The organism is Candidatus Nitrosocosmicus oleophilus, from assembly GCF_000802205.1.
GTDB classification, from domain to species: Archaea; Thermoproteota; Nitrososphaeria; order Nitrososphaerales; family Nitrososphaeraceae; genus Nitrosocosmicus; species Nitrosocosmicus oleophilus.
Window position 1 is genome coordinate 1,262,674 of record NZ_CP012850.1, and the last position, 22,103, is coordinate 1,284,776.

The 22,103-nt window shown below is 34.3% G+C and carries 23 protein-coding genes; 13 read left to right on the top strand and 10 right to left on the bottom strand.

Annotated features, from left to right (window positions below; translation table 11 throughout):
• The first annotated feature begins 38 nt into the window (after positions 1-38).
• Entirely contained in the window at positions 39-1,511 is a 1,473-nt protein-coding gene (glnA, locus tag NMY3_RS06060) for a type I glutamate--ammonia ligase (RefSeq protein ID WP_196818020.1), read from the top strand.
• Positions 1,512-1,647: 136 nt separating this feature from the next.
• Here glnA and NMY3_RS06065 read toward each other — a convergent pair whose 3' ends face one another.
• Positions 1,648-1,827 carry a hypothetical protein gene (locus NMY3_RS06065; protein WP_196818021.1) on the bottom strand — a complete coding sequence of 60 codons (180 nt, stop codon included), beginning with the start codon at positions 1,825-1,827 and terminating at the stop codon, positions 1,648-1,650.
• Positions 1,828-2,373: 546 nt separating this feature from the next.
• Here NMY3_RS06065 and NMY3_RS06070 point away from each other — a divergent pair.
• Positions 2,374-3,657: an MFS transporter gene (locus tag NMY3_RS06070; RefSeq protein ID WP_196818022.1), complete on the top strand. Its 1,284-nt coding sequence runs from the start codon at positions 2,374-2,376 to the stop codon at positions 3,655-3,657.
• 151 nt (positions 3,658-3,808) lie between these two features.
• Here NMY3_RS06070 and NMY3_RS06075 read toward each other — a convergent pair whose 3' ends face one another.
• The 3 genes from NMY3_RS06075 to NMY3_RS06085 all read right to left on the bottom strand — a co-directional run bounded on the left by NMY3_RS06075 (position 3,809) and on the right by NMY3_RS06085 (position 7,728).
• Entirely contained in the window at positions 3,809-4,201 is a 393-nt protein-coding gene (locus NMY3_RS06075; protein WP_196818023.1) for a hypothetical protein, read from the bottom strand.
• A 209-nt stretch (positions 4,202-4,410) separates the two neighbouring features.
• Positions 4,411-5,622, bottom strand: a complete 1,212-nt coding sequence (locus NMY3_RS06080; RefSeq protein ID WP_196818024.1) for an Nre family DNA repair protein — start codon at positions 5,620-5,622, stop codon at positions 4,411-4,413.
• 132 nt (positions 5,623-5,754) lie between these two features.
• Complete coding sequence (locus NMY3_RS06085) at positions 5,755-7,728, bottom strand: helix-hairpin-helix domain-containing protein (protein WP_196818025.1); 1,974 nt, start codon at positions 7,726-7,728, stop codon at positions 5,755-5,757.
• Between the two features lie 206 nt (positions 7,729-7,934).
• Between NMY3_RS06085 and NMY3_RS06090 the strand changes: the two genes are divergently transcribed.
• On the top strand, positions 7,935-8,099 hold the full coding sequence (locus tag NMY3_RS06090) for a hypothetical protein (RefSeq protein ID WP_196818026.1): 165 nt from the start codon (positions 7,935-7,937) through the stop codon (positions 8,097-8,099).
• Positions 8,100-8,139: 40 nt separating this feature from the next.
• Here NMY3_RS06090 and NMY3_RS06095 read toward each other — a convergent pair whose 3' ends face one another.
• On the bottom strand, positions 8,140-8,667 hold the full coding sequence (locus NMY3_RS06095; RefSeq protein WP_231100358.1) for a hypothetical protein: 528 nt from the start codon (positions 8,665-8,667) through the stop codon (positions 8,140-8,142).
• 64 nt (positions 8,668-8,731) lie between these two features.
• Entirely contained in the window at positions 8,732-10,216 is a 1,485-nt protein-coding gene (locus NMY3_RS06100) for a sodium:solute symporter family protein (RefSeq protein ID WP_196818028.1), read from the bottom strand.
• Between the two features lie 385 nt (positions 10,217-10,601).
• On the opposite strand from NMY3_RS06100, the gene NMY3_RS06105 reads away from it, so the two are divergent.
• Entirely contained in the window at positions 10,602-11,720 is a 1,119-nt protein-coding gene (locus tag NMY3_RS06105; RefSeq protein WP_196818029.1) for an agmatinase family protein, read from the top strand.
• A gap of 194 nt (positions 11,721-11,914) precedes the next feature.
• Positions 11,915-12,094, top strand: a complete 180-nt coding sequence (locus NMY3_RS06110; protein WP_196818030.1) for a hypothetical protein — start codon at positions 11,915-11,917, stop codon at positions 12,092-12,094.
• 139 nt (positions 12,095-12,233) lie between these two features.
• Here the strand turns inward: NMY3_RS06110 and thsA are convergent, their stop codons facing one another.
• A complete protein-coding gene (thsA, locus tag NMY3_RS06115) occupies positions 12,234-13,940 on the bottom strand; it encodes a thermosome subunit alpha (protein WP_196818031.1) in 1,707 nt (568 codons plus the stop codon).
• Between the two features lie 174 nt (positions 13,941-14,114).
• Here thsA and NMY3_RS06120 point away from each other — a divergent pair, with 174 nt between their 5' ends.
• Both NMY3_RS06120 and NMY3_RS06125 read left to right on the top strand, forming a co-directional pair.
• On the top strand, positions 14,115-14,408 hold the full coding sequence (locus NMY3_RS06120) for a hypothetical protein (protein ID WP_196818032.1): 294 nt from the start codon (positions 14,115-14,117) through the stop codon (positions 14,406-14,408).
• A 7-nt stretch (positions 14,409-14,415) separates the two neighbouring features.
• On the top strand, positions 14,416-14,874 hold the full coding sequence (locus NMY3_RS06125; protein WP_196818033.1) for a universal stress protein: 459 nt from the start codon (positions 14,416-14,418) through the stop codon (positions 14,872-14,874).
• Here NMY3_RS06125 and NMY3_RS06130 read toward each other — a convergent pair whose 3' ends face one another.
• A complete protein-coding gene (locus tag NMY3_RS06130; protein ID WP_196818034.1) occupies positions 14,875-15,630 on the bottom strand; it encodes a ParB/RepB/Spo0J family partition protein in 756 nt (251 codons plus the stop codon).
• 418 nt (positions 15,631-16,048) lie between these two features.
• Here NMY3_RS06130 and NMY3_RS06135 point away from each other — a divergent pair, with 418 nt between their 5' ends.
• The 3 genes from NMY3_RS06135 to NMY3_RS06145 all read left to right on the top strand — a co-directional run bounded on the left by NMY3_RS06135 (position 16,049) and on the right by NMY3_RS06145 (position 17,664).
• Positions 16,049-16,564 (top strand): tetratricopeptide repeat protein, encoded by a 516-nt coding sequence (locus NMY3_RS06135; protein WP_196818035.1) that lies wholly within the window; start codon positions 16,049-16,051, stop codon positions 16,562-16,564.
• A gap of 184 nt (positions 16,565-16,748) precedes the next feature.
• On the top strand, positions 16,749-17,108 hold the full coding sequence (locus tag NMY3_RS06140) for a P-II family nitrogen regulator (RefSeq protein ID WP_196818036.1): 360 nt from the start codon (positions 16,749-16,751) through the stop codon (positions 17,106-17,108).
• A 277-nt stretch (positions 17,109-17,385) separates the two neighbouring features.
• Positions 17,386-17,664 (top strand): hypothetical protein, encoded by a 279-nt coding sequence (locus NMY3_RS06145; RefSeq protein WP_196818037.1) that lies wholly within the window; start codon positions 17,386-17,388, stop codon positions 17,662-17,664.
• 191 nt (positions 17,665-17,855) lie between these two features.
• Here the strand turns inward: NMY3_RS06145 and NMY3_RS06150 are convergent, their stop codons facing one another.
• Positions 17,856-19,406: an MFS transporter gene (locus tag NMY3_RS06150; protein ID WP_196818038.1), complete on the bottom strand. Its 1,551-nt coding sequence runs from the start codon at positions 19,404-19,406 to the stop codon at positions 17,856-17,858.
• Positions 19,407-19,451: 45 nt separating this feature from the next.
• On the bottom strand, positions 19,452-20,492 hold the full coding sequence (locus NMY3_RS06155; RefSeq protein ID WP_196818039.1) for an NAD(P)-binding domain-containing protein: 1,041 nt from the start codon (positions 20,490-20,492) through the stop codon (positions 19,452-19,454).
• 85 nt (positions 20,493-20,577) lie between these two features.
• Between NMY3_RS06155 and NMY3_RS16665 the strand changes: the two genes are divergently transcribed.
• The 3 genes from NMY3_RS16665 (at position 20,578) to NMY3_RS06165 (ending at position 22,059) form a co-directional block, all read left to right on the top strand.
• Positions 20,578-20,841 (top strand): hypothetical protein, encoded by a 264-nt coding sequence (locus tag NMY3_RS16665; protein WP_231100360.1) that lies wholly within the window; start codon positions 20,578-20,580, stop codon positions 20,839-20,841.
• Positions 20,841-21,440: a TetR/AcrR family transcriptional regulator gene (locus tag NMY3_RS06160; protein ID WP_196818040.1), complete on the top strand. Its 600-nt coding sequence runs from the start codon at positions 20,841-20,843 to the stop codon at positions 21,438-21,440. Before NMY3_RS16665 ends, NMY3_RS06160 begins: the two co-directional genes overlap by 1 nt.
• A 97-nt stretch (positions 21,441-21,537) precedes the next feature.
• Positions 21,538-22,059 (top strand): gamma carbonic anhydrase family protein, encoded by a 522-nt coding sequence (locus NMY3_RS06165; RefSeq protein ID WP_196818041.1) that lies wholly within the window; start codon positions 21,538-21,540, stop codon positions 22,057-22,059.
• Positions 22,060-22,103: the final 44 nt, after the last annotated feature.

Below are 22,103 nucleotides of genomic sequence, written 5' to 3' on the forward strand. Positions count from 1 at the left end.
ATCCTATAAAGTATTATGGTTGTTGAGGAAAAAGTTTTTTGAATGATGCTACTATGACTGGGAGAATTACCGCTGAATCTGCCGATCGAGACTTTATGCAGATAAGATATACTGATCTTATAGGCAAGTTTCTCGCAAAATACATTCAAATCGATAAAGAATTGATTCAGGATGTTTTTAGAAAGGGGATAGGGTTGGATGGTTCTTCAGTAAATGGTTTTTCAACTATAGATGAGTCTGATATGATGCTGTTTCCTGATAGGAAAACATTAAGGAAAATACCTTTGTCAAGCTATGAAATAATGACTGTTATTGCTGATGTTTATAATGGATTTGATCAGGGTAGATCTCGAAAAGATCCACGAAGCGTTTCACAAACTTTAGAGGATCACCTTGCAGTGAGTCAGATTGCATGTCAAATAGGTGCTGAAGTTGAATGCTTTGTATTTGATCAAATAATATTTGATATGGAAAAGAATAGTCATGCAAGTAATAATATAAACGGTCAGAATCGTGCAAAAGATGTTTCAATCCTATCTTCAGAACAATATGGAATTGGGAAATATCCTATACGTAAAAAATCTGGGTATGATGTTCCTACTTTTCAAGATTCTTTGATTGAGTTTAGGTTTGAGGTTGCTAATATATTGAAACAATATTATGATATCAACGTCACAAATATGAATCACGAAGTAGCTAGTAGTGGCCAAATTGAAATCAATTTTATGCATGATTACTTGACTCAATCCGCCGACAACGTTCAGATTTATAAAGATGTAGTAAGAAATGTAGCAAAAAAATACAACAAGATCGCAAATTTTATGCCAAAACCAATTTTTGATCCACTGAACAATGAAAATAGTGATAATGGATCAGGTATGCACGTAAGCATAAGTTTATGGTCAAAATCAACAGGTAAGAATGAGAACTTATTCTATGACGAGTCTGATAATTACGCCGAATTGAGCCAAACTGGGCGATACTTCATAGGCGGTATTTTAGATCATGCGAGATCATTATCTGCAATAGTGACTCCGACTGTAAATTCTTATAAAAGAATTATACCTGGATTTGAGGCACCGGTTTATATTGCATGGGCTAGGGGGAATAGATCTGCCGTAGTTAGACTCCCAGTCAACGAGAAAAAGAGTTCCAACTCAAAAAGAATTGAGTACCGGGCCCCTGATCCTTCCGCAAATCCATATCTTGCTTTCTCTGCCATAGTTGCAGCAGGATTGGACGGAATAAATAGAAAAATTGAACCAGGGAACCCAATTAGTGAAGACATTTACAAAATGTCCGACTCAAGGAGGAAGGATCTTGGAATAGGTGTTCTGCCTGGAAGTTTGGAGGAAGCGTTATCTTCGTTGAAAAGTGATTCAAATTATCTAAACCTTTGTTTTCACCATGATTTAATCAGTACGTATACTGATCTTAAAACTAAGGAAATTGTGGAAATAGGTAACGATGAATCAGTTATAAATCAATTCATGTTTTACTATGATGTCTAAGAATATTATTTCTTAATCAATTTCTTTCTCATCTTTACTATTTTTGCTATCCATGGAATTGAACACTATTTCATTTATATCTCTACTTAGGGTGAGTGGTAAACTCTAGTACTTCTTGTATTTAATGTCGATGCGTTCACCTTCTCTGTTCTTTTCTCAATAGGGATAAATCCTCAGTATTGTTGGGGTTCATATATACTTCTCCTCTAGTGGCTTCTTTGATACCGATAATAGGTTCATCACATTCCGGACATATTTGAAAATAGACAAAAATACTAGCATTTCTTTTATTTTTTCCAACCAGCGTATTACGCATGTTAGAATGAAATTGGCTCTGGCATGTGGGACATTCCATACTAATATTTTAATTTGGATCTTATATGTACTTTAACATACGTAGGAAATAACTTAACAGTTGATCAAATGGTGATTCTATTAAAAATATTTCGAACTGGATTCTTTGCTTTTTTCCCTAATACAACCTATCTTCTGAACTTCGTCTGTACACCCTATTATAATATCAGAATTGAATGATATATTCCTGCATAAATAGGAATACAAGAAGTTATCCGCATAATTGGTTATTCGCTTTCATTCTGTAGAAAATTTATATATATGACATGACTGGGTGGATGATGATCAAGGGTTTGAGACTAAAATTAGTGAACCTGACGAATACGCTATACTTGGAATTTCAGAATGTAAGAAATGATTAATAAGATAAATTGACTGTGTTCTCTCTTAAAACAATTTTAGTTACCAAATTTTGTCTTACTTTTGAATCTCGGATTGAAAATTTTCCGGTTTTGATCAATTGTTGATCCGAACAGTAATAATATGTCAATCCATGGTCTACTAATGTATGTCTTCACTAAAGCAAGTATTTTCTCTTCCTGTCGCCTCAATAATACTTGCTAGGACCATATACGCCGTAAATTGGTTTAATATTTCTTCTATTTTTTATCTCATTTTAGATGATTTTAGACAGGATGTTTCAATGCTGGGATTGGTAACTTCTGGATTTCTAATAGGGATTGGCCTTTTTCAGATTCCAGCTGGAATACTGTCGGCAAAATACGATGCAAAATTTATGATATTTTTTGGAACAATGTTGTTGTCTATATCTTCACTTCTTTCAGGGTTGAGTTCAGAGCTATATCAAATAGTAATTCTAAGATTTCTGGTAGGAGTAGGGATGGCATTTTTCTTTGGTCCTAGTGTCATTCTGATTTCAAAATATTTGGGGAAAGGATCAAGTGGGCTAGGTGTAGGGATTTTAAATTCCGCTCATTCGTTGGGTGGAATTATTGGAATATTCGGCTGGATCATCATTGCGGAGGCTCTTGGTTGGAGAACAAGTCTAGTAATAAGTGGAACTTTGGGAATACTCAGTGGATTGTTCTTGCTATATGCTCTACAGATAAAATATTATGACCGTACCAGTAATTTATCTAGCCATTCTTTTAAGGAAAAAGTTTTCATTTTTTTTAGATTCTTTAACCTGAACAGAGAAAACCGCGATCAAAAGGCTAAATTCACGATTAATTTTGATGACCTCAAATCTATCATGTTGAATAAACATATGATTTATGTGGGATTATCATTGCTTGGATTTCAAATTGCTTGGAATTTAGTCTCTACTTTCATCATTCTGTTTCTTAAAGTCGAACTTGATATTGCATCTTCAATTGCGGGTCTGATTGGGGGGTCAACGATGATTGTGAATGTTATTTTTGCTCCTTTTATTGGTAGAATTTATGATAAATTAACTCGAAAAAATAATTTCAATAATGATATATTATTGTTGCTCATATGTGGTATAGTTATTTCAGCAAATATAATTTGTCTTTCATTGCTTAATATTTATCTTTTGATACCTTCGATATTAATAATTGGAATTTTTATATCAGGAGGATTTGTAATTCCATATGCATTGGCAAGGAGAATAGCCTTGGAGAAACTTGGTTTACCTAAATATGAAATTCTAGCTGTTAGTTTTGTTAATGGGTTATCTTTACTTGGGGCTTTTTGGGTTCCCTTTGTATTCTCTATAGTGGTAAAATCATTTGGTTATTCTTTGGCATGGTTATTTGGCGGAACATTGGTTTTAGTATTCATAATTCCCATCATAAAACTCCGCAGCTAAATTCATGATCATTGGAGTTTCGAGTTGTTTCTCTCAAACTCGAATTTTTTTATGATAATAGGTGAGAGTTTTTATTGACTATTATCAATTATAAATCTAGAAACATTCTATCCTTAAATCACGCTTTAAACAATTTTGGATCTTCCAGTCCTCAAGTAATATCTGTGATAAGTTTTCCAGGTCTTGATGAGTTATCTAGAATTGTTGGAATATCTTTGTTTAGAAATATTCTATATCCTGACTTATCGATCATAGAATTCATGTTAGAAGTATTTTGGAGCGCTTTTTTTTCTATATAAGCAAAATCCTTCTCACAGTTAATATTTAGCTCGCTATTTTCTTCAAAATATTTATTCCTGACAAAATTCAAAACATCATTCCATGTATATGCCTTTATTCTTTCTATTGGTTCTCTAGACTCAGTAACGATTGTCTCGTCGTTGTATTCAAAAACTTCAAAGTAGTCAATCGACTTTTTACACTCTCCACAATAAGTCTTCTTACTAATTTGTCTACATTTTTCACATTGTAATATTATAGCCATATTAGAATATTATCAGATCTTGAGTATATTTATTAAATACCTACGGATGCGCTATCAGCGGTCACAATACAAGGCAAGTCTTATTTTTACATTGCAAACTATAATTTCTAATCTCTATTATCCGTACTTCTGGTTGTAAAATAAAGCCGAAAGGACTGGCGAATATCTCATGGGTATAAAAGTGCCTTATTCCATGTTCTATATTCATGTTAGGATGTACCGAAATAATCGGATATTCTGCTATGACTCTTTCTTGCTTTAATTATACTGCTATTTCCAATCCATTCATTTTTTGATATGGTTAAGTTATTACAAGCGAAAGATAGCGCCATGTCCAGTGTTTCAAATTTGTTGTAGTTCATTCTCAAAGCCTCTCTTATTCCCTCTCTTATCTGCCAGACTCCGACAGGGAGATTGTATTCTGGATGTATTTCTCTAAGGACTATTACTGATGCATTTCTTTTTTGATAATGTAGGAATTCAATGACAGCTAACCTCGCAGCAAAATAAGATCCCCCTATTTTTGGATAGTTCTTCAGACCACTTGGATCCTCGGTATCTGTTTCTATCTTCGCATCTCCTTTATTATCTATCCATGCTTCATGCATTTCAAAACTCCATAATTCATCTGGAATCAGGACTATGGAATAATAATTCCCAAAATGAACGTACTTGTAGATCCTAATCTGATCGAGTGACTGAAAGGTTTCAGTTTTTTTTATTAAGTTTAATGAAATTGTTTGATCAATTGCAGAGATGCTCCATTTGGTCGGTACGAGTTTTCTGTTTTTTTTAATTCCAATCATTCCTAAACTTAGGATTTTACTAATTCTACTTATCTCAATTCCTTCTTCGTATAAATAGTTGATTGCTTCCTTTGCTCTAAAATCAAAATCATAAAATGCCTTTTCAATTTTCTTGTCACTAGAAATATCTGACGGTAGCTTTATACTCTCTAATTCTGATGCCAGCCCGAATTGGACCGTGTCAGAATCCGATGTCGCCCTTGATGAGATTTCTTCTAAATTCAATTTGGGTTTTCTCTCAAATGCAACTTCTATTTCAGTAGATCTAGTTGCCATAGTTAATTCCTGAAGGGATTGCATATAACGATCAGCATTCAAATTTGTTTTTACATGCATTGAATGTGTGCCCCTAATTAGAGATAGCTTGTATCTTACTATTTCTTCAATGGACTTTCCTGCCCATTTTTCGGGACGATCCAGTATTGATGAATCGGTTTGCAATGGTGAAAATAGGGGTCCTACTTTTACTTTTGGATATGAGTAGCTACTAACGAATACGGAGGGTGGAGATTCACCTGAGATTTTTTCTGAAAGGTTATCAAAATTCGATCCTAAGATCTGTTTCCAACCTTCTGTTATGTGTTTTTTTATCTCCTCGGTGTTCCTTCCATACATTCCAGATTGAATCTATTTGTTAATGATCTTATTTGAATTTACATCCTACAATGATGGAACTAGAATTGATAGATCGGGAAATTTGTTTAGAATTACGAAAAGTCTATCTTGATGTAATTTGAGAGTAATTTATTATTTCAATTTTTTGAGCAATTCTGACACAGGCAATGTATTCAGGATATCATTTCTTCCTGCCCATCCTCTTCTTGCTTGTCCTATTCCAAATTCCAAAAATGCATAATGCAGGGGGTGATGAGCATCTGAATCAACGACTAATTTAACATCATTCTGTATTGCCATTCTTATGTATTCATCACGTAAATCTAACCTGTTATAGTGCGAATCAATTTCCAGAATTGTGTTAGTTTCTTTTGCAATTGTCATTAATTTCGGAATATCCACGGGATAACCATCTCTTTTATTAATTATTCTACCTGTTGGATGAAAGACGATATCTACACTTGGATTTTGGGCCGCTTTAATTAACCTATTTGTTTGTACATCTATTGGTTGAGAAAAATTAGTGTGAATTGCAGCACCTACTATGTCTAATTTATCCAAAATGTTGTTGGGAATATCTAATGAACCGTCGCTAAGGATATTTACTTCTGCTGAAGAAAGTATTCTAAAGTCACCCAAATTCCTGTCACCTTTTATTCTCTTCTTTTCATTATTGCTTGTTTTTCTATTCACCTGTTTTTCTTCATCATGTTTATTTAGATCCACAAAGAAAGTACCGCTCTTTATTGAATCATTAAATTCTTGAATCTTATGTGCTTGGTCGAGTAACTGTTGCTCATCTAATCCTCTAGCAATTCTTAGGCTTTTTGTGTGATCAGTGATGGCGATATAATCAAGATCAAAATTAGTCCTTGCAAAATAAGCCATTTCTTCTATTGACATTTTCCCGTCCGTACTGTTTGAATGTACTTGCAAGTCTCCTTTTATATCGCCATACTTTAGCAATCCTTTCATTTTTTCCTGCCATTCTTTTGACCCTTTCTTTGCAATCTCTATTTCTCCTCTATTTTCCCTCAATTCTGGAGGGATCCATTCCAACCCTAATTTATTGTACAACTGTTCTTCTGATTCACCTGATATTTTTTGATTGGATTTATTATCAAATAATCCCCATTCATTTAAGCGAAGTGCATTGGACTGTGCTAATCTTCGCAATGCTATTCCGTGTTCCTTACTTCCAGTAAAATATTGTAATGCTGCTCCATAACTTTCTTTAGGAACGACCAGTAAATCGGAATCTAATCCATTATTAAGTTTAATGAATGCTTTGGTATCACCTTTGCTTAAAATTTCTTTAACTTCGGGCATATTTACGAAAGAGTTAATTACTTTATCTGGATTGTCTGAAACTACCAAAAAATCAATATCACCTATGGTTTCCCTCATTCTTCTAAAGGATCCTACTGCTGTTACAATTGAAACGTTTTCCAAATTTGTTAAGTATTTTTCAATTTGCTTTACCAATGGATAAATATCTCCAAGTAGATGCCTTTTTTTGCCTATGTTGTGTAATTCAATTCTCTTTAGTATTCTTTCTTCTTTTTTTTTAGAAATTCCTGAGATCCCGTTTAACTTTCCTTCTCTAGCAGCTTTTTCTAAATCACTGAGACTTCTCACGGGTAACTTGTCGATTATTACTCTCAAAGTTTTGGGACCAATTCCTTCTAAGCCTACAAAATCGTCTACCTTTATGGGGTATTTCGATTTTAATATTTCGTAATATTCGATCTTGCCTGTTTTAATATATTCTTCTATTTTTGAGGATATTGCTTTACCAATGGAGGGAATTTGTAATAATCCATTAATTCCTCTTTCCTCATAAAGGGATGTAATACTTAGCGGAAGGTTATCAATTTGATCAGCTGCTTTAATATATGCTCTATTTTTGAAATTTAGATTAGTCTTATTGTTATCAATATCATTATCCAACTCCAGGAGAAATGAAATCTTACGAAGTATATCAGAAATCTCAACGTTTGCAAGTTTCACATTATAACTCATTCTCTGGTATTCATTAATTTTCTCATCGTTTTGTTTTGGTAATTGGGTGTTCTTAGAAGTCGGTGAAACAATAAGAACCAGCAAACCTCATTCATTCATTCATTTGACGGTCCTAAATTTTTTACTCCAATACAATTTGATCAAAATATTGTATCACTAGGTGACAATAATTGTAAGTTTTATAAATCTTGTTAGAATATATGTAGAATATGTACAAATAGACAAAGAAATATTGAAAGTTTATTACAAAATATATATATTTAGCTGGATTTCTTAAAAAAGAATTAACTATGTTAGTCGAATCTTTGACCATTGGGATAATCATAGGGATTTGTGGACTTGTGACTTGGTTAGTGAAGAATAAATTTCAACCAGAAATTGAACGTGATATACAAGAACGTGAGCAAAAGACCTTAAAATATGCTCGAGAAATAAGAAAAAATCCGTTGAAGTAATATTATTTTATTTTAATAGCATATTCAGGATTACTGAATATCAATCCATAGTTAAAATTTTTTTGGCCTGATTTAGTTTTTCAAATAATTCTTTAATGAACAAATCGGCAAACTTATCAAAATCAATTGTTCCAAATTGCTTCTTGTAATCTTCTTTGCGTTTTTCATATTCTTCTTCAAGCCACAGAAAATCTGCTTCTTTCAATCTTATAATGAATTTATTAGTTTTAGCTTTGGATTCAAATACATTTATCATAAAAATTCCTGCAAATTGTGTAAAATTTTTTAATTTATACCTTCTCATGTAGTCCTCTTTATGAATTTCATAGTTTTCTTTTAGCCATGTTTTTACATCCATCCTAATTGTCAACGAAGTGTAAACTCCTGAAAAATCTACTTTCAGATTATGCATTTCAACCGAGTAATGACCACGTTTGATTTCATTCATCATGATTATTAGGGCACTTGGAAGAAACATTCCTGGGTAATATTCATCTGTGGAATTCTGTAGTTTGTTTAGTATAGATGGTTTCAGCCCGATAGTTGCATAACCCTTCGTAGGCATCATTTTTATTCACTTTGGTATGCTTATTAACTTATTTTGAAAAAAGGGTAATAAAATAAATGGTGATTTATTTTTCGCTAGTCGGGGGTACATAATTCTTCAGGTCTTCACCATTGACAACGTCTTCCTCGGGGGGTACATAGTCTACAACTCCGGATCTCTTGTATCCTGGATCCTTCTTCTGTGTAAGCAATGCTACGATTATGAAGAGAACAAACGATACAATGGGTGGTATGAAAGTATCTATTCCTGCTAACTCTGGTGGCGTAATATAATACAATATCAATCTTAGGCTGGACCCTACCACAATTGATGTGATTGCAGCAGGCCAGTTTGCCTTCTTCCAAAACAGACCTAATGTAAGTGGAGCCCATAATCCCGCAAATACTATATCAAATGCAAGTACTAAGTAAATGCCTGGACGAGGGATTGCAGCTCCGAGGAGAAGCCCTGAAAGCATTACTGGTATCGTTACACATCGAGTTAATATGAGCATCTTTTTATCCTCTATTCCGGGTTTTTTGAACAATGATCTAATGATATCTCTTTGTATCAGGTTTCGCGCTATAACACTTGAGATCGCAAGAAGACCGCCGTTAGCAGTTGACATCGACGCACCTACGACTCCCATTAGTAAAGCAGCTCCTATTGGAAACGGAAGGAGATTGATAGCAAGTAGAGGATACACCGTGTAGGGATCTTCTATGCCGGGCATCATGTATAACGCGATTATTCCCATCATGCTTGTAGGTACAATAATTGAAATTGTTAATAATCCAGCCATGAATGCACCTCTTCTAGCTGTCTTGCCATCTCTTGCTGAAAATACCCTTTCCATAAAATCAAGTGCTACTACATCCCCAAGACCCAATGCTATTATTGCTGACCAGTTTAGCAAAGCACCGTTTTTAGGATCCGTTAACCCAGATAAATCCAAATAACTCTCTGGCGTGGCAGACAAAATAGTACCTAAATCCACTCCTCCAAATCCAAAGGCAAAATACAGAAATGCAGCCCAGAATGCTCCGATAGTTAAGTACACTTGGAAAATATCTGTGTACGCGGAAGAAAATAACCCACCCGCAAACGTATATACCAAAACCGCCATTGAAACAATTAGCATACCCCAGAAAAGTGGAATATGCAAGACTGTTGATAGGATAAATCCACCTGCTGCAAAATTTCCTGCAACTAATATTATGAAACTTAAAGACAAAAGTACGGATGACATCCCCTCTGCACCAACACCATATCTTCTATAATAAAAATCTGGAAGGGTAAGCATAGACATTTTGTTTACCCTTTTCGCATAGAAAATACCTGTTATTATCAAACAAGAAGCCAACCCAATTGGTATCGCGGCTCCCGCCCAAAAACCAAATTGATAAACAAGCGCCACGTTACCCAAAGAAGAGTTGCCATCAATTGATTGCGCTGAAAGCATTGTTCCTACAAATATTAACGGTAGGCTCTTTCCTGCAACCATATATCTTTTGCTACTTTTTTTTACCATCATGGAAGTTAATACTCCCACAGACAGGACCAGTCCCATGAACGAGAGAACTGCTATACCGTAAGCATCAATGAAAACCAATGTTATTGGTATTTAATTAGTAAATATATAAATATTATTAATTTATCGACTACTATTTTATTTGATTCCTTTTTGATAAATAATTTCGGAAACATTGATTAAAAAAATGAAATTTACTGATCTATATACCCTAGGCCTATTAATTTGGCTTGTTATTCATTAAGTATGGTTGTTTCACTCTGATTAACACATGATATATTATGGGAAGAAAAGACGTAACCTACGTCGAACGTAATTATCATGAAAATTAAGCATAATATTTTCGGTTGTCGAACTTTTTCTTAGACGTAGTTTACTTAACAATATTTATTAATTATTCATAGATATAATAATTAGATATCATATGGGAATGGAATTTTATGGAGATTCTTACAAGGGAAATGACGAACCCATTTTTGTTGGCATACCTACATTTCTAAAACTACCTTATGTCAAAAAAAATGAAGAATTGAAAAAGATAAAGCCTGATATAGCAATAGTAGGAGAACCTTTCGATTTTGGAACCACAATTAGACCAGGTACTCGTTACGGCCCTAGAGCAATACGAGCTGCATCTACTGTTCCTTCTCCGCCTTATGAACACTTTAACATTGAAACTGGGGTCGACCCGTTTGGAGTCTTTAAAGCAGTTGACTACGGTGATGTTAATATCTCTCCAGGGGATGTCATTGAGTCTCATAGACGGATGACTAATAAAGTTAAGGAAGTTCTCGATATAGATGCTATACCGATAATTTTGGGCGGAGATCATTCAGTGACCTTTGCAAACGTTCGGGCGCTTTCTAAAAAATATAAGAACATTGGAATGATCCATATTGATTGTCATGCTGACTGTGCGCCGCAAGGACTTTGTGGATTCAAATATGATCATGGAGCTCACATTAGACGAATCATGGAATTGGGATGCCTTAAGGGAAAAAATTATACTCTGATAGGCCCTAGAGGGTATTGGCCAGGACCCGATCTGTACAAATGGATGGCCGATCAGGATTTTCAGTGGTTTACGATGCTTGACGTGGAGGAACTAGGTATTGCTCAGATTGCCAAAGAGGCTGCGGATAGGGCAAACGACGATGTTGATGCTGTGTATGTTAGTTGGGATATTGACACTTTTGATCCTGCGTACGCACCAGGAACCGGTGAACCAGAGCCTAATGGTCTCACTTCAAGGGAGGGGATGAAGCTAATGAGACTATTATCAACTTCTTTTGATCCAGATAGATTTGCATTCGATCTTGTTGAGGTTTCACCAACCTATGATGTTAGTGACGTTAATTCCTATAATGGAGGTATCACATCTGGGCTCGCAAATCGTTTGATAGTTGAATTAATGGCAGGGTTATCTTTGACCAAAAAGGGTGAATCCGAAGGAAAGCCTGTACGACCCAAATTTTATCGTGGTAAAGGAAATACATACGATTTTGGAGATGGTCCTAAAGCAAAGATACCCAAAAGAAAGTAATGCTCCTAATCAGAGTACGTTGCTTTTCTTCACATCAAATAATCCATCAAAATATTTTTTTGAGAGATGAATTAGATGAGACTATATTTTTTAATACATTCAGGATTATTGAAGCAAAAATTAAAAGACAATTAAGAATTAATCTAAATGAATCGATGTGGTTTTATTGCGGATGTATATTACATCAGTTATTTTTGGGTACAGATATAGATGAGATCAGGACAAATTTATCTAGGATACTAAGTGAAGAAATGGTCATGATAGGAGTAGTGGAGTTTATGAAAAAAATTGAAATTGAAATAAGAATTGGTACGGATCATGTTATTTCCCATCATATAAGATTGATAAAGCCTATATTGACTAGTAAAAATTAAACAACAATGCATCATATCCTGTTTATTTTCTAAAAATTGTTGTTAATTACTGAAAAAAATTTCAGAGATCTGCCTTTGATACGTTCGTCTATGACCTCAACATGTTCCACATTTTTGTATCTCTCTAATTAATAAAAAATTAATAATAGTGGTGTTGAGGCCTTTGTTGTTTTCCTAACCTATCAAAGTAATGATCATGTTTTTTGTCTCCACCAGCATGTGAGTGCTCTGTCCCATCCTCATGAGTATGAGTGTTCATTAGTGGTTTTTTGATAATAATATCATCTATATTTATCAAAAGCCGGCTTACTTCTACGGCTGTATTGAGGACTTGCTCTTTTACAATCGTAGGTTCGATTATATCCCAATCTAGTTGAGATATTTTTCTTTCGTCTGAATCAAGTCCAAACCATTTGACTTTATTAGTATTAAAATTCTGAGATAGATTTAGTCTAAGTTGAATAAAAGCATCCATCAAATTCAACCCTGAATTTTTTGCAAGAATTAGTGGAATTTCTTCTAATGCTTCGGAGAATTTAAGTAAAACTATTTGCTCCATTCCTTCAATCGTGTTAGCTCTTTTTCTTACTTGTTGTGCCATTAACGCTTCGCAAGATCCACCTCCTATGACAATGGATGGATGTTGGACAAATCTACTCAGACTGGTAATAGTACTTTGAATTGCGCGATGATATTCATCTAACATCATTTTCGAATTTGCTCTAATTAAAATTGAGACTGTTTTAGGATTATTACATCCCTCTACAAATATCATCTTATCAGTCCCTATTTTCTTCTCGTATACATTTTTGGCATATCCTACATTACTTTGTATGTTTCCGACATCCAATTCCTTTATCAGGTTTCCACCAGTAGCTTTCTCTAGCCAATGAAGATCATTCTCTTTTACTCTTTTGACTGATATTATTCCAAACTTGGCCAAAAGATCTTGTGCCACCAAGTCTATCCCTTTACGGTTTATTACTACATTTATACCACTATCAATTATTATTTGTATTTTGTCTCTCGTGATGTTATTTTCTTCCTTCCTAAATAGATACATATGTTCTGGACTATTGATAGATAATTGGGACTCTGTTTTTGTCGTTCTTGTCTGCAGGTCTTCGTCTAATAATAGGATTCGTGCATTCTTGACAAATCTAGGCATGAGATCACTATCTATTGATTTATCAATCAGTACCCCATCAATCAAAATACTCTCTCCTAAATTACCAATTTTTTCCTCAATTTTTATGTCATCAGCCTCTAAAAGGTAGTTATTATTTGAATATACCGTATTGATCGCATTAACGGTAATTTCTAAAATATTGTTTAATTCGGATTGCGGATCAGATGAAAGCCTGACTTTTGTTCCTAGACATGTCCGTGCGAGTTTCTCGATGATTGCCATATCCTTGCTACTTACTTTTCTTGCAATATTGCGCAAAGTCTCTAGGGAACATTGAAGCCCTTTATCGTATCCGTTAACAATAGTAGATGGATAAATGTCCATCGCTAACATCTCTTGTGCCTTTTCCAAAAGTGTAGTGGCAATTATAGCAGTTGTTAGTGTCCCATCTCCCACTTCATTATCTACAGTATTAGTTGCATCAATTAACACCTTAGCCGCGGGGTGTTGAACATCAATCTTACGGAGAAATGTGGCACCATCTTTTGTACATGTCGATTCACCAATTATGTCAATATAGATTTTTTCATTTCCTAGAGGACCATAGCAACTTTCAATTAGAGATTTTATCAGTTGAGCGGCATGAATGTTATAACTCCTAACTTCTTTGCCGCTTGTTCGCTGTGTATCATTAGGGATTAGTTTAGTATGGGACATATCTTGTTATTATTCTTGGAGTTTATATATGGTAACATCAAAAATGTATTTTACAAAAATTTGTAATTCACTCTGAAAATATAAAAGTAGATTACGTATTCGTTTTTTGGAACAAATGTGTAAATTCCCCTTTTTAGCAATACTTTTTTATAGTTATTAATTATTAATTCCTTCATGCCAACTGTAACATCTAAAGTTGAAATTGAAAATGCTTCAAAGAATGCAATAAATGCCCTCTTTGGACCGAATGTTGAAAATTTTAGAATACGGGAAGTATTTCCTTATTCTGAGGATCAAATTGTAGCCCACAGCGAACAAATGGACGAGACGTCTCAACCAAAAGATGGATGGGATATTCAGGTTACATTCTTGTTAAACGGTCTTCAATATACAGTGGATCTCATCATTCATGAAAAAGATGGACAGGTAAGTTATTCTAGGGTCATTGACAAAATGGTTCCTCTCTGATTTGTAGATGCTATTTAAGAATATTTTATTGGCTTTCGATGGCTCAACAGCTTCCTCAAAGGCAGCAGAATATGCAATCTACCTGTGTAAATTAGAAGGATCGCCACTTACATTCTTACATGTCCTTGATCATATTAAACAAGGCGGGGTCATAGGGTTGAGAGCGCGATACGGTGACACTAATTTGATTGATGGATATAAAAGGGCAAGAACACAGGACGCTGAAAAATGGATAAAACCAATTCAAGAGAGGGCTACAACAGAGGGTATTAAGAGTACCATTGCTATTTTAGATGATGAAAAAAATTCAAAAGTAGAAACAATTGTTCAATTTATACAAAAAGATAACATTGATCTAGTTATTATGGGTTCGAGAGGATTATCAAAATTTAAACAAATGTTAGTTGGAAGCATCGCCTCAGGAATAATCAGTCATTCCAAATGCCCTGTGTTGGTAATCCGATAATTATTTACCTTTTTTTAGATAGTTTAGGATTATTTCTTTTACAAAATCATTTACCTCATAACCCTTCTCTTTTGCCTTTTCCTCTAAAGAGTTCCACAATATTCTATCCTTTTCTTTAGAAGGATTAAAAACTAATCTTACTGTTAGTAGTCCTTTGGGAGCGCCCCTTTTTATCCCTAACCGAATGAGTTCTTCTTTTAATGCAGCGGGCTCGATATCTGCCAAGTTTATCTGAACCTCAGTCGGCTGTCTTGCTATTTTTATACCTTCATAAAGTGTAATTTCACAATTTTCTATTTTTTCCTGAATCTGATTTGGAAGGGTAAGAATGCTTAGCCATTCACTAATTGTGCTTTTTGGTAACCCGTATAAGCGAGATACCCCTGTGATTCCAGACTTTGTCGATTCTACCAGTTTTTTTACCATTCTTGCCTTTTCTAAAGGGGAGAGATCTTTTCTTATTAGATTTTCAAACAGAGAGGCTGCCTCTGCCTCTGCACCCTTCAATTTTGTAATAACTGCTGGAATTTCCTTCTCTCCTTTATTGTGGAGGGCTAAAAATCTTCTCCTTCCGATAAGTAACTTATATCTTTTAGTAAAATTGTCAAATCGTACCACAACCGGTTGGAGTAATTCAAATTTAGCTAGATGTTCTTTCATTAACTGATCGCTTGAATCTTTTCCAAATGAAAAATTCTTGCGGACATTTTCATCTGCTACATCGATCAGGTCAACCGGTATATTCTTGATTTTCAATCCTTAATACTTGTGCGCCTTTTACGTTATTATTCATTATGGTTTGAAGCCTTCAATTTGACAATTTCTTTCCTAATCGTATTATACGCATCCATCTTACGCCTATATTCGTAATTTACGGGATTATGAACAAACCTTATATTAATTAAAATTGATAGTAAGTGATGCAAAGTCATCTCAAATCAGATGAAAAACTTGATCATTATGATGAATTGAGTAAAGCGACTTTTTTATCTTACTTTATATCTTTATACATTTCTACTATTGAACAGAAGAATAGGAACGATAGTATTTCGGTTAATGAAATTTATGATTTTATTCAAGATTTACAAGACGAATTGGATTTCAAAGTTCCTCATGTTGAGAAAAGGGATATCAGTTTGTGTTTTTATATTTTAGACAAATTGGGAGTATGTAGTTGTTTAAAATAAATGCAAACTATTTTAAGAATAGATACAAAGATGTTGGTAACGAAAGTTCGATTACAGATCAAACCATCAGTCTTGGAGAACTGGTAAGGTATGGGGAAAAAGAGGCCAGTAGGAATAATTTTGAAAAGGCTCTAGATATTTTTGATAAGGTGATAAGGCTAGATCCCACGTTTGATTCTGCTTATGGTGATAAGGCCCTCGTATTTGACAAGATGGGAATATTGGACGAATCTTTAAAAATGTATTCTAAGGCATTGGAAATTAATCCAAAAAATCGGATAACGTGGCATAATATGGGTTTAACCCTAATCAAAAAGAAAAGAGTGGATGAAGCCATTAATTGTTTTGATAAGGCTATTTCTATTGATAAAAATTATTCCAAGGCCTGGTATAACAAAGGAAGATGCCTTGAGATGCAGGGAAATTTGGAAAATGCGCAGATTTGCCTAACTAAAGCCAAAAAATTAGATCCATTCTTGTTTTCTAAAGTTAAACTAAAATAAAAACTAAATAATACTTCTTTTTAGTTACTGATTTGTTTATTGAATTTTGATCATATGCTCTGTTCAATTTGTTACTAACTAAAGTGCATAGGGGATGATAAAAGTAGCATCTATTGAACCATGATTATTAATGTGTGTAAATAGAATTAGTAAAGTTTAATTTAGGGATTATGTATCTATTTTCATGAAAGAAATCAATGTTTATATTCGACCGAACGATCTTTCGAAAGTGACTGATATTCTACAAAAGCATAAGTTGGGTATTACCTTTTTTGATATCCAGGGAACTGGTAGAACTCCACGATCTACCTCCGAAATTATTCATTCATATCAAACCGGTAGGACCACAGTACCTAAATTTATAGGACGTGTGCTTGTGATATCCATAGTTTCGGACTCGATTGTTAACCAAATCATTGAGGAAATAATGAATAGTTTTGATAAACAAGACGAACCATACGGCGTTCTCTTTGTAAAAGATGTGACTAATGCCTATGAATTAGGGACTGAGGTAAAAGGGAATGAAGTTCTAGTTTCCAAATGATCTAATTCTAGCACTAAACGATTTTTTGAAAAAGGATTTGCGTTTCCAAAAAATCTTAATGTCTTTTTCGGGCATCTTGATATCAACTAACAATCTTCCTTCTTATGTTGATTACTCTAAAACATTAAATCCGATTTGAGCAGTACCTATTTACGGTATTATTTGAAGTTTAGTTGATTAGCATCGGGATCGTGGTGATAAACATTTAATATTTGTCATGGGATCTAACACGGATCGATCTCAACCAATAATAATCGGCCTTGATTATTGACAAGGATTGACCAAAGAAATAGCAGAAACTGAAGCTTGGAATATTATCAAGCCTATGTGTAGAGAACTTGATGAATTGATAATTAACGGGAACCTGAAGTTTTTGTCAGGACTTCAAAATGAAAATGACGGGACCTATAAAATAAACCTGCGGAGCAATCATTTGCATTTTGCATCGCGAGGATTAAAGGATAGTATAGGTGATATATCGTATGAGACTGGTAAAATCAGAATTGGTATGCGAGCTAATGGAATTCCGATAAATATATTCGTTGAACTGTTTTGATATGAGGATTTTTTGTTATATACATGGGTCGGAATAATGAAACATGATCCTTAATTCTTGATTCTTTGTAGAATATTTAGTGTGGGGACTCACCTTACTGAATATGGGGAATTTCATTTCAACTCATAATTTTTCTTACATGATACCCAGCTGTACTAATGGGAAACCGTGGCAATTGGGGAATCTATGGTTCATGCTCTATTCGGGATAATTTGACTGGTTCTTCTTTTCAATAGTATCATGCAGGGGAAGGATATCATAGAAATTATGGTTGCGGTAATAAAGATGAGATCATACGATAATGGAGAAGGAAATGATTCTCCCCCAATGCCGACTACTGACTCTTGAAAAGCTTGCATATAAGTTGAGGCAATTACTGGACCTATGGAACTTCCCATTAAGACTAGTACTACTGATATCCCGATCGAGACTCCACTATATTGATGGGGTGTATGTTGTAATGTGATATTAAAAGCTCCTACTTGTGTCAATGATAATCCTGCGGAGATTATTATCAAATTTAGTGAAATTAAAAATTCACTTGTATGAAATACAAATAAACTGGCAAAACCAATTGTAGTCAAAACACTACCTACAACAATTGGCTTGAAATTTCCTATTTTTGATACTATAAACCCAGAGGAAGGAGCAAATATTAGGAAAATTATCATGAATGGCAATTGAACCATTGCACTATCCATTGCTTCCCCGCCAAATCCAAACGGTATTGGGCTAGTAACCAAAATTGGTATGGTTTGATAAATCATAAACATTGTGATTCCAAAGACTAAGAGGATAATATTTGAGGGAAGCAAAATCCTGTCTGATATTAATTTGAGTGGTATTAACGGATCCTTTGCCTTTCTTTCAACGATTACAAACGCTATCATTGAGCAAATCGTCAGTGTAACAAGTGACCCCAGAACGATACCATCAAACGATGTAAAGTTATTGGATTCGCTATTTATGTTAGCAAAATATGTTAAAGTTAATAAGAAAGCTGAAATTGATAATGCTAGCGACATTGCTCCCTTAATATCGATATGATGTTTGATTTTCTTACCACTAAGATTACTTTGATCTAACTGTACATTTTCCTTTTTGGGTCGGTTGAACTCTAAATTTTGTTCACCATCATCGTTGATACTTACTGTGTCATCGTCCTTTATTCGCTTCTTGATTATGATCCAAAGTATGATTGCCACTGGTATTATCGTGAAAAACGTAGCCTGCCATCCAAAATTTTGGACTATTGTCCCACCTATGGCCATTCCAACAACTGATCCTGCAGCAAACATCGAACTGAAAATTCCTATCCCAATTGCAATCTTGGACATCGGAAATTGGTCTCTTATGATGCCAAATGCTATAGGAAACATTGAAATGCCTATCCCTTGAATGATTCTTGCCAAAACTAAAGTGTAAATATTTGTTGACAATCCTCCTATGGCGATCCCTATAATATAAATAATAAAAATCACAAGCACCATTTTCTTCCTGCCGTATATGTCTGATAATTTTCCTGCAATAGGCGTCATGACTGCTCCTGAAATTAAGTAGGCCGTCAGAATCCATGACGAGGTACTATATGAAATATCAAAATCGCTAATTATATCACTAATAGCTGGTAAAAGCATGGTTTCTCCATACATCGTGATCAAAATTGTCGATCCCAATATTGCCAGTGTTATCCACGTGGATTCGTGAATCTTTTCGCTGGCATCTGGTTTTATGTTTTTCATGGAGAGATGTCCTAGTTTAGTAAGAAATGGTAAAAAGTTAGGCGATCATACAGCTGGAATTTTAACTTCCTTCTCTAATTTATTTCTATATTCTCTATAGTCCTCATCAATCTCCATGGCTGCTTGAAGTATCTTGCTTCTTATTGTGTTAGATGAATTGATAAACATCTTTGTATCTTTTGGAAGACAGTGACCTCCTATTCCATCTCTTGGTTCTAGTACTTCTACATTCCATTTTGTATTGAGTGATTCACGTAATTCTGAAAAACTAATGCTATTAGACTTACAATAAAGATAAAGCTCTTCTGCAAATGCTATTTGAAGATATCTATGAGCATTTTCTACTATTTTTGTTAGTTCTGCTACTTCAACTGATGATACTGGGTGCATTGGAATTGATAGACTTTTTATGCCAGCTGTAGATGTAGCTGTTTCTGTTGTTTGAGGCACTACCTCACGTCCATCATAAAAGTTAAGACCATGTTGCAAACAGCAGTTGCTTACACCACCTACAATACGTAATTGATTAACACCGTGAACTTCTTCTTCTAATGCATACCATCTATGTGGTGCATGTACAACATGTAGTCTATGGTCTACTTTTTCAAATACTCTTTTTGATGTACCCTTTGGTATAGTACTTTCAATTGATATTAATGCACCTGCTTTAGCTTCTCTAGATATCTTTTCAACAACAGACATCAAACCATCTACTTGTGGTGTAAACATATCGTCTGGTCTATGTGTAGATACGCAAATAATTAGTACGTCAAAATCACCAAAGTTGGTTGCTTGTTTTATTCCATAATTGGCTTCAGCTGACTGCATGGTTTTTTGATTTATATCATATCCAAAAGTATCAAAACCATGTTCTTTAACATACTTTGCAACTGGAAGACCAAGCTGGCCAAGTCCTATGATAACAACCTTCTCATTCTTACGGATGTTAACATTTTGGACATTTAACTTTTCATATGTAAGTGGATTAGTAGGGCTAAGGACACTATCTGAATAACTAAATTGTTCTTGTGTCTCCAAACGCATATCGTCTAAAGACTGGTCATTTTCCCTTCTTAATGGAATCATGACTTTACCTTACAAATACTCCTTAATAAATTAAACTGACTGGTCAGACATGTTTATTAGTAGCCAGACCTAAATTAACTTGTTCGTGTACAGACTTATTTTTAATTCCAAAGAACTTGCTTCAAAGTCTTTTTTACAGTTAAGAATGAAAATTACCCCTTTGCTTAATGGTATAAAAAATTATACTAGAAATCTAGAAGTAATTAATAATTACACAATACCCATGGTACTGTACGCCATAAATTTTTTGTCAAAAAAAGGTGGAAAATCAGATATGTCTAATAATGAAATAGTAAACCTTAGCATATACAAGTCTTATTACAGAAATCTTGAAATGGGTGAATATTGATGTGTCCAAAGGTAACATCTCAACATAAGCAAGAAGTACGAGGTAGGATTATCCAATCAGCAATTGAATGCTTTTCTAAGAATGGATTCGATCGAACTCGAATGGATGAGATATCTCTTTTGGCTGATTTAAGTAAGGGAACATTATATAATTATTTTGACAATAAAGAAGATTTATTTAACGCAATTTGTGAGGATAGTCTTGACCTACTAAAGATTCAACTTGATCAATTATTTACCAAAAGTAGGGATGATCTAATATCTAATGCAGAATTATTTTATGAAAACTTTCAAAAAATACAAAAGGAAGGTAGTGCAAAAGTCTTTTTTGAGGCATTATCAGAATCAACACGCAACCCAAAATTAAAAATAATCTTGTTCAAACATAGACTCAAAATCTATAAAGTTGTTGAAAACTATTTGCAGATCCAAAGTGACAAAGGATTCATTAAAGGCGATATTAACTTGACTTATGTTGCCTCAGGAATGGTGTCTTTGTTTGACGGTATTACTGCAGGAAGTCTCCTGGGGATCCCTGAAGAATATAATAAGAATATTTGGGCCGTAACGATAAAAACGATATTGTCAAATTTAAACTAGTATCAATCAAAGGCAGAAAGTCGGCATACTTATCCGATCCGAGCAGTTCTCACTCTTATCGGTTATTCTGTAATAATTTATAACCTATTACATCATTATGACGACTGTGTCATTATTACCTTTTAAAAATAAAGTTCCAAGAATAAATTCAGACTGTTTTATAGCACCTAATTCTGTAATTATCGGTGACGTAGAAATAGGCTCTCGTGCATCGATTTGGTTTGGTACTGTTCTCAGAGGCGATGTCTTTTACATTAAAGTTGGAGATAATACCAATATACAAGATAATAGTGTTGTTCATGTTACCACTAATAAATATCCAACCATCATTGGTAACAATGTTACTATTGGTCATTCGGTTACGCTTCATGGTTGTTCAATAAAAGACAACTCTTTGGTTGGAATTGGTTCTGTTGTAATGGATGAGTGCGAGCTTGGAGAATGGTCTATAATTGCTGCAGGATCCGTGGTTAAGCCAAACACCAAGATTCCCTCAGGCAAACTTTGGGGAGGATTGCCCGCAAAGGAAATCCGTGACATAAATGACATGGAACGAGAATGGATAAAAGAGTTATCAAATAATTATGTGGAATTATCAAAACAATATTTGAGTATATAAAGGGAAACTGACATATATTTTTCAAATTTATACACTGTGAACCA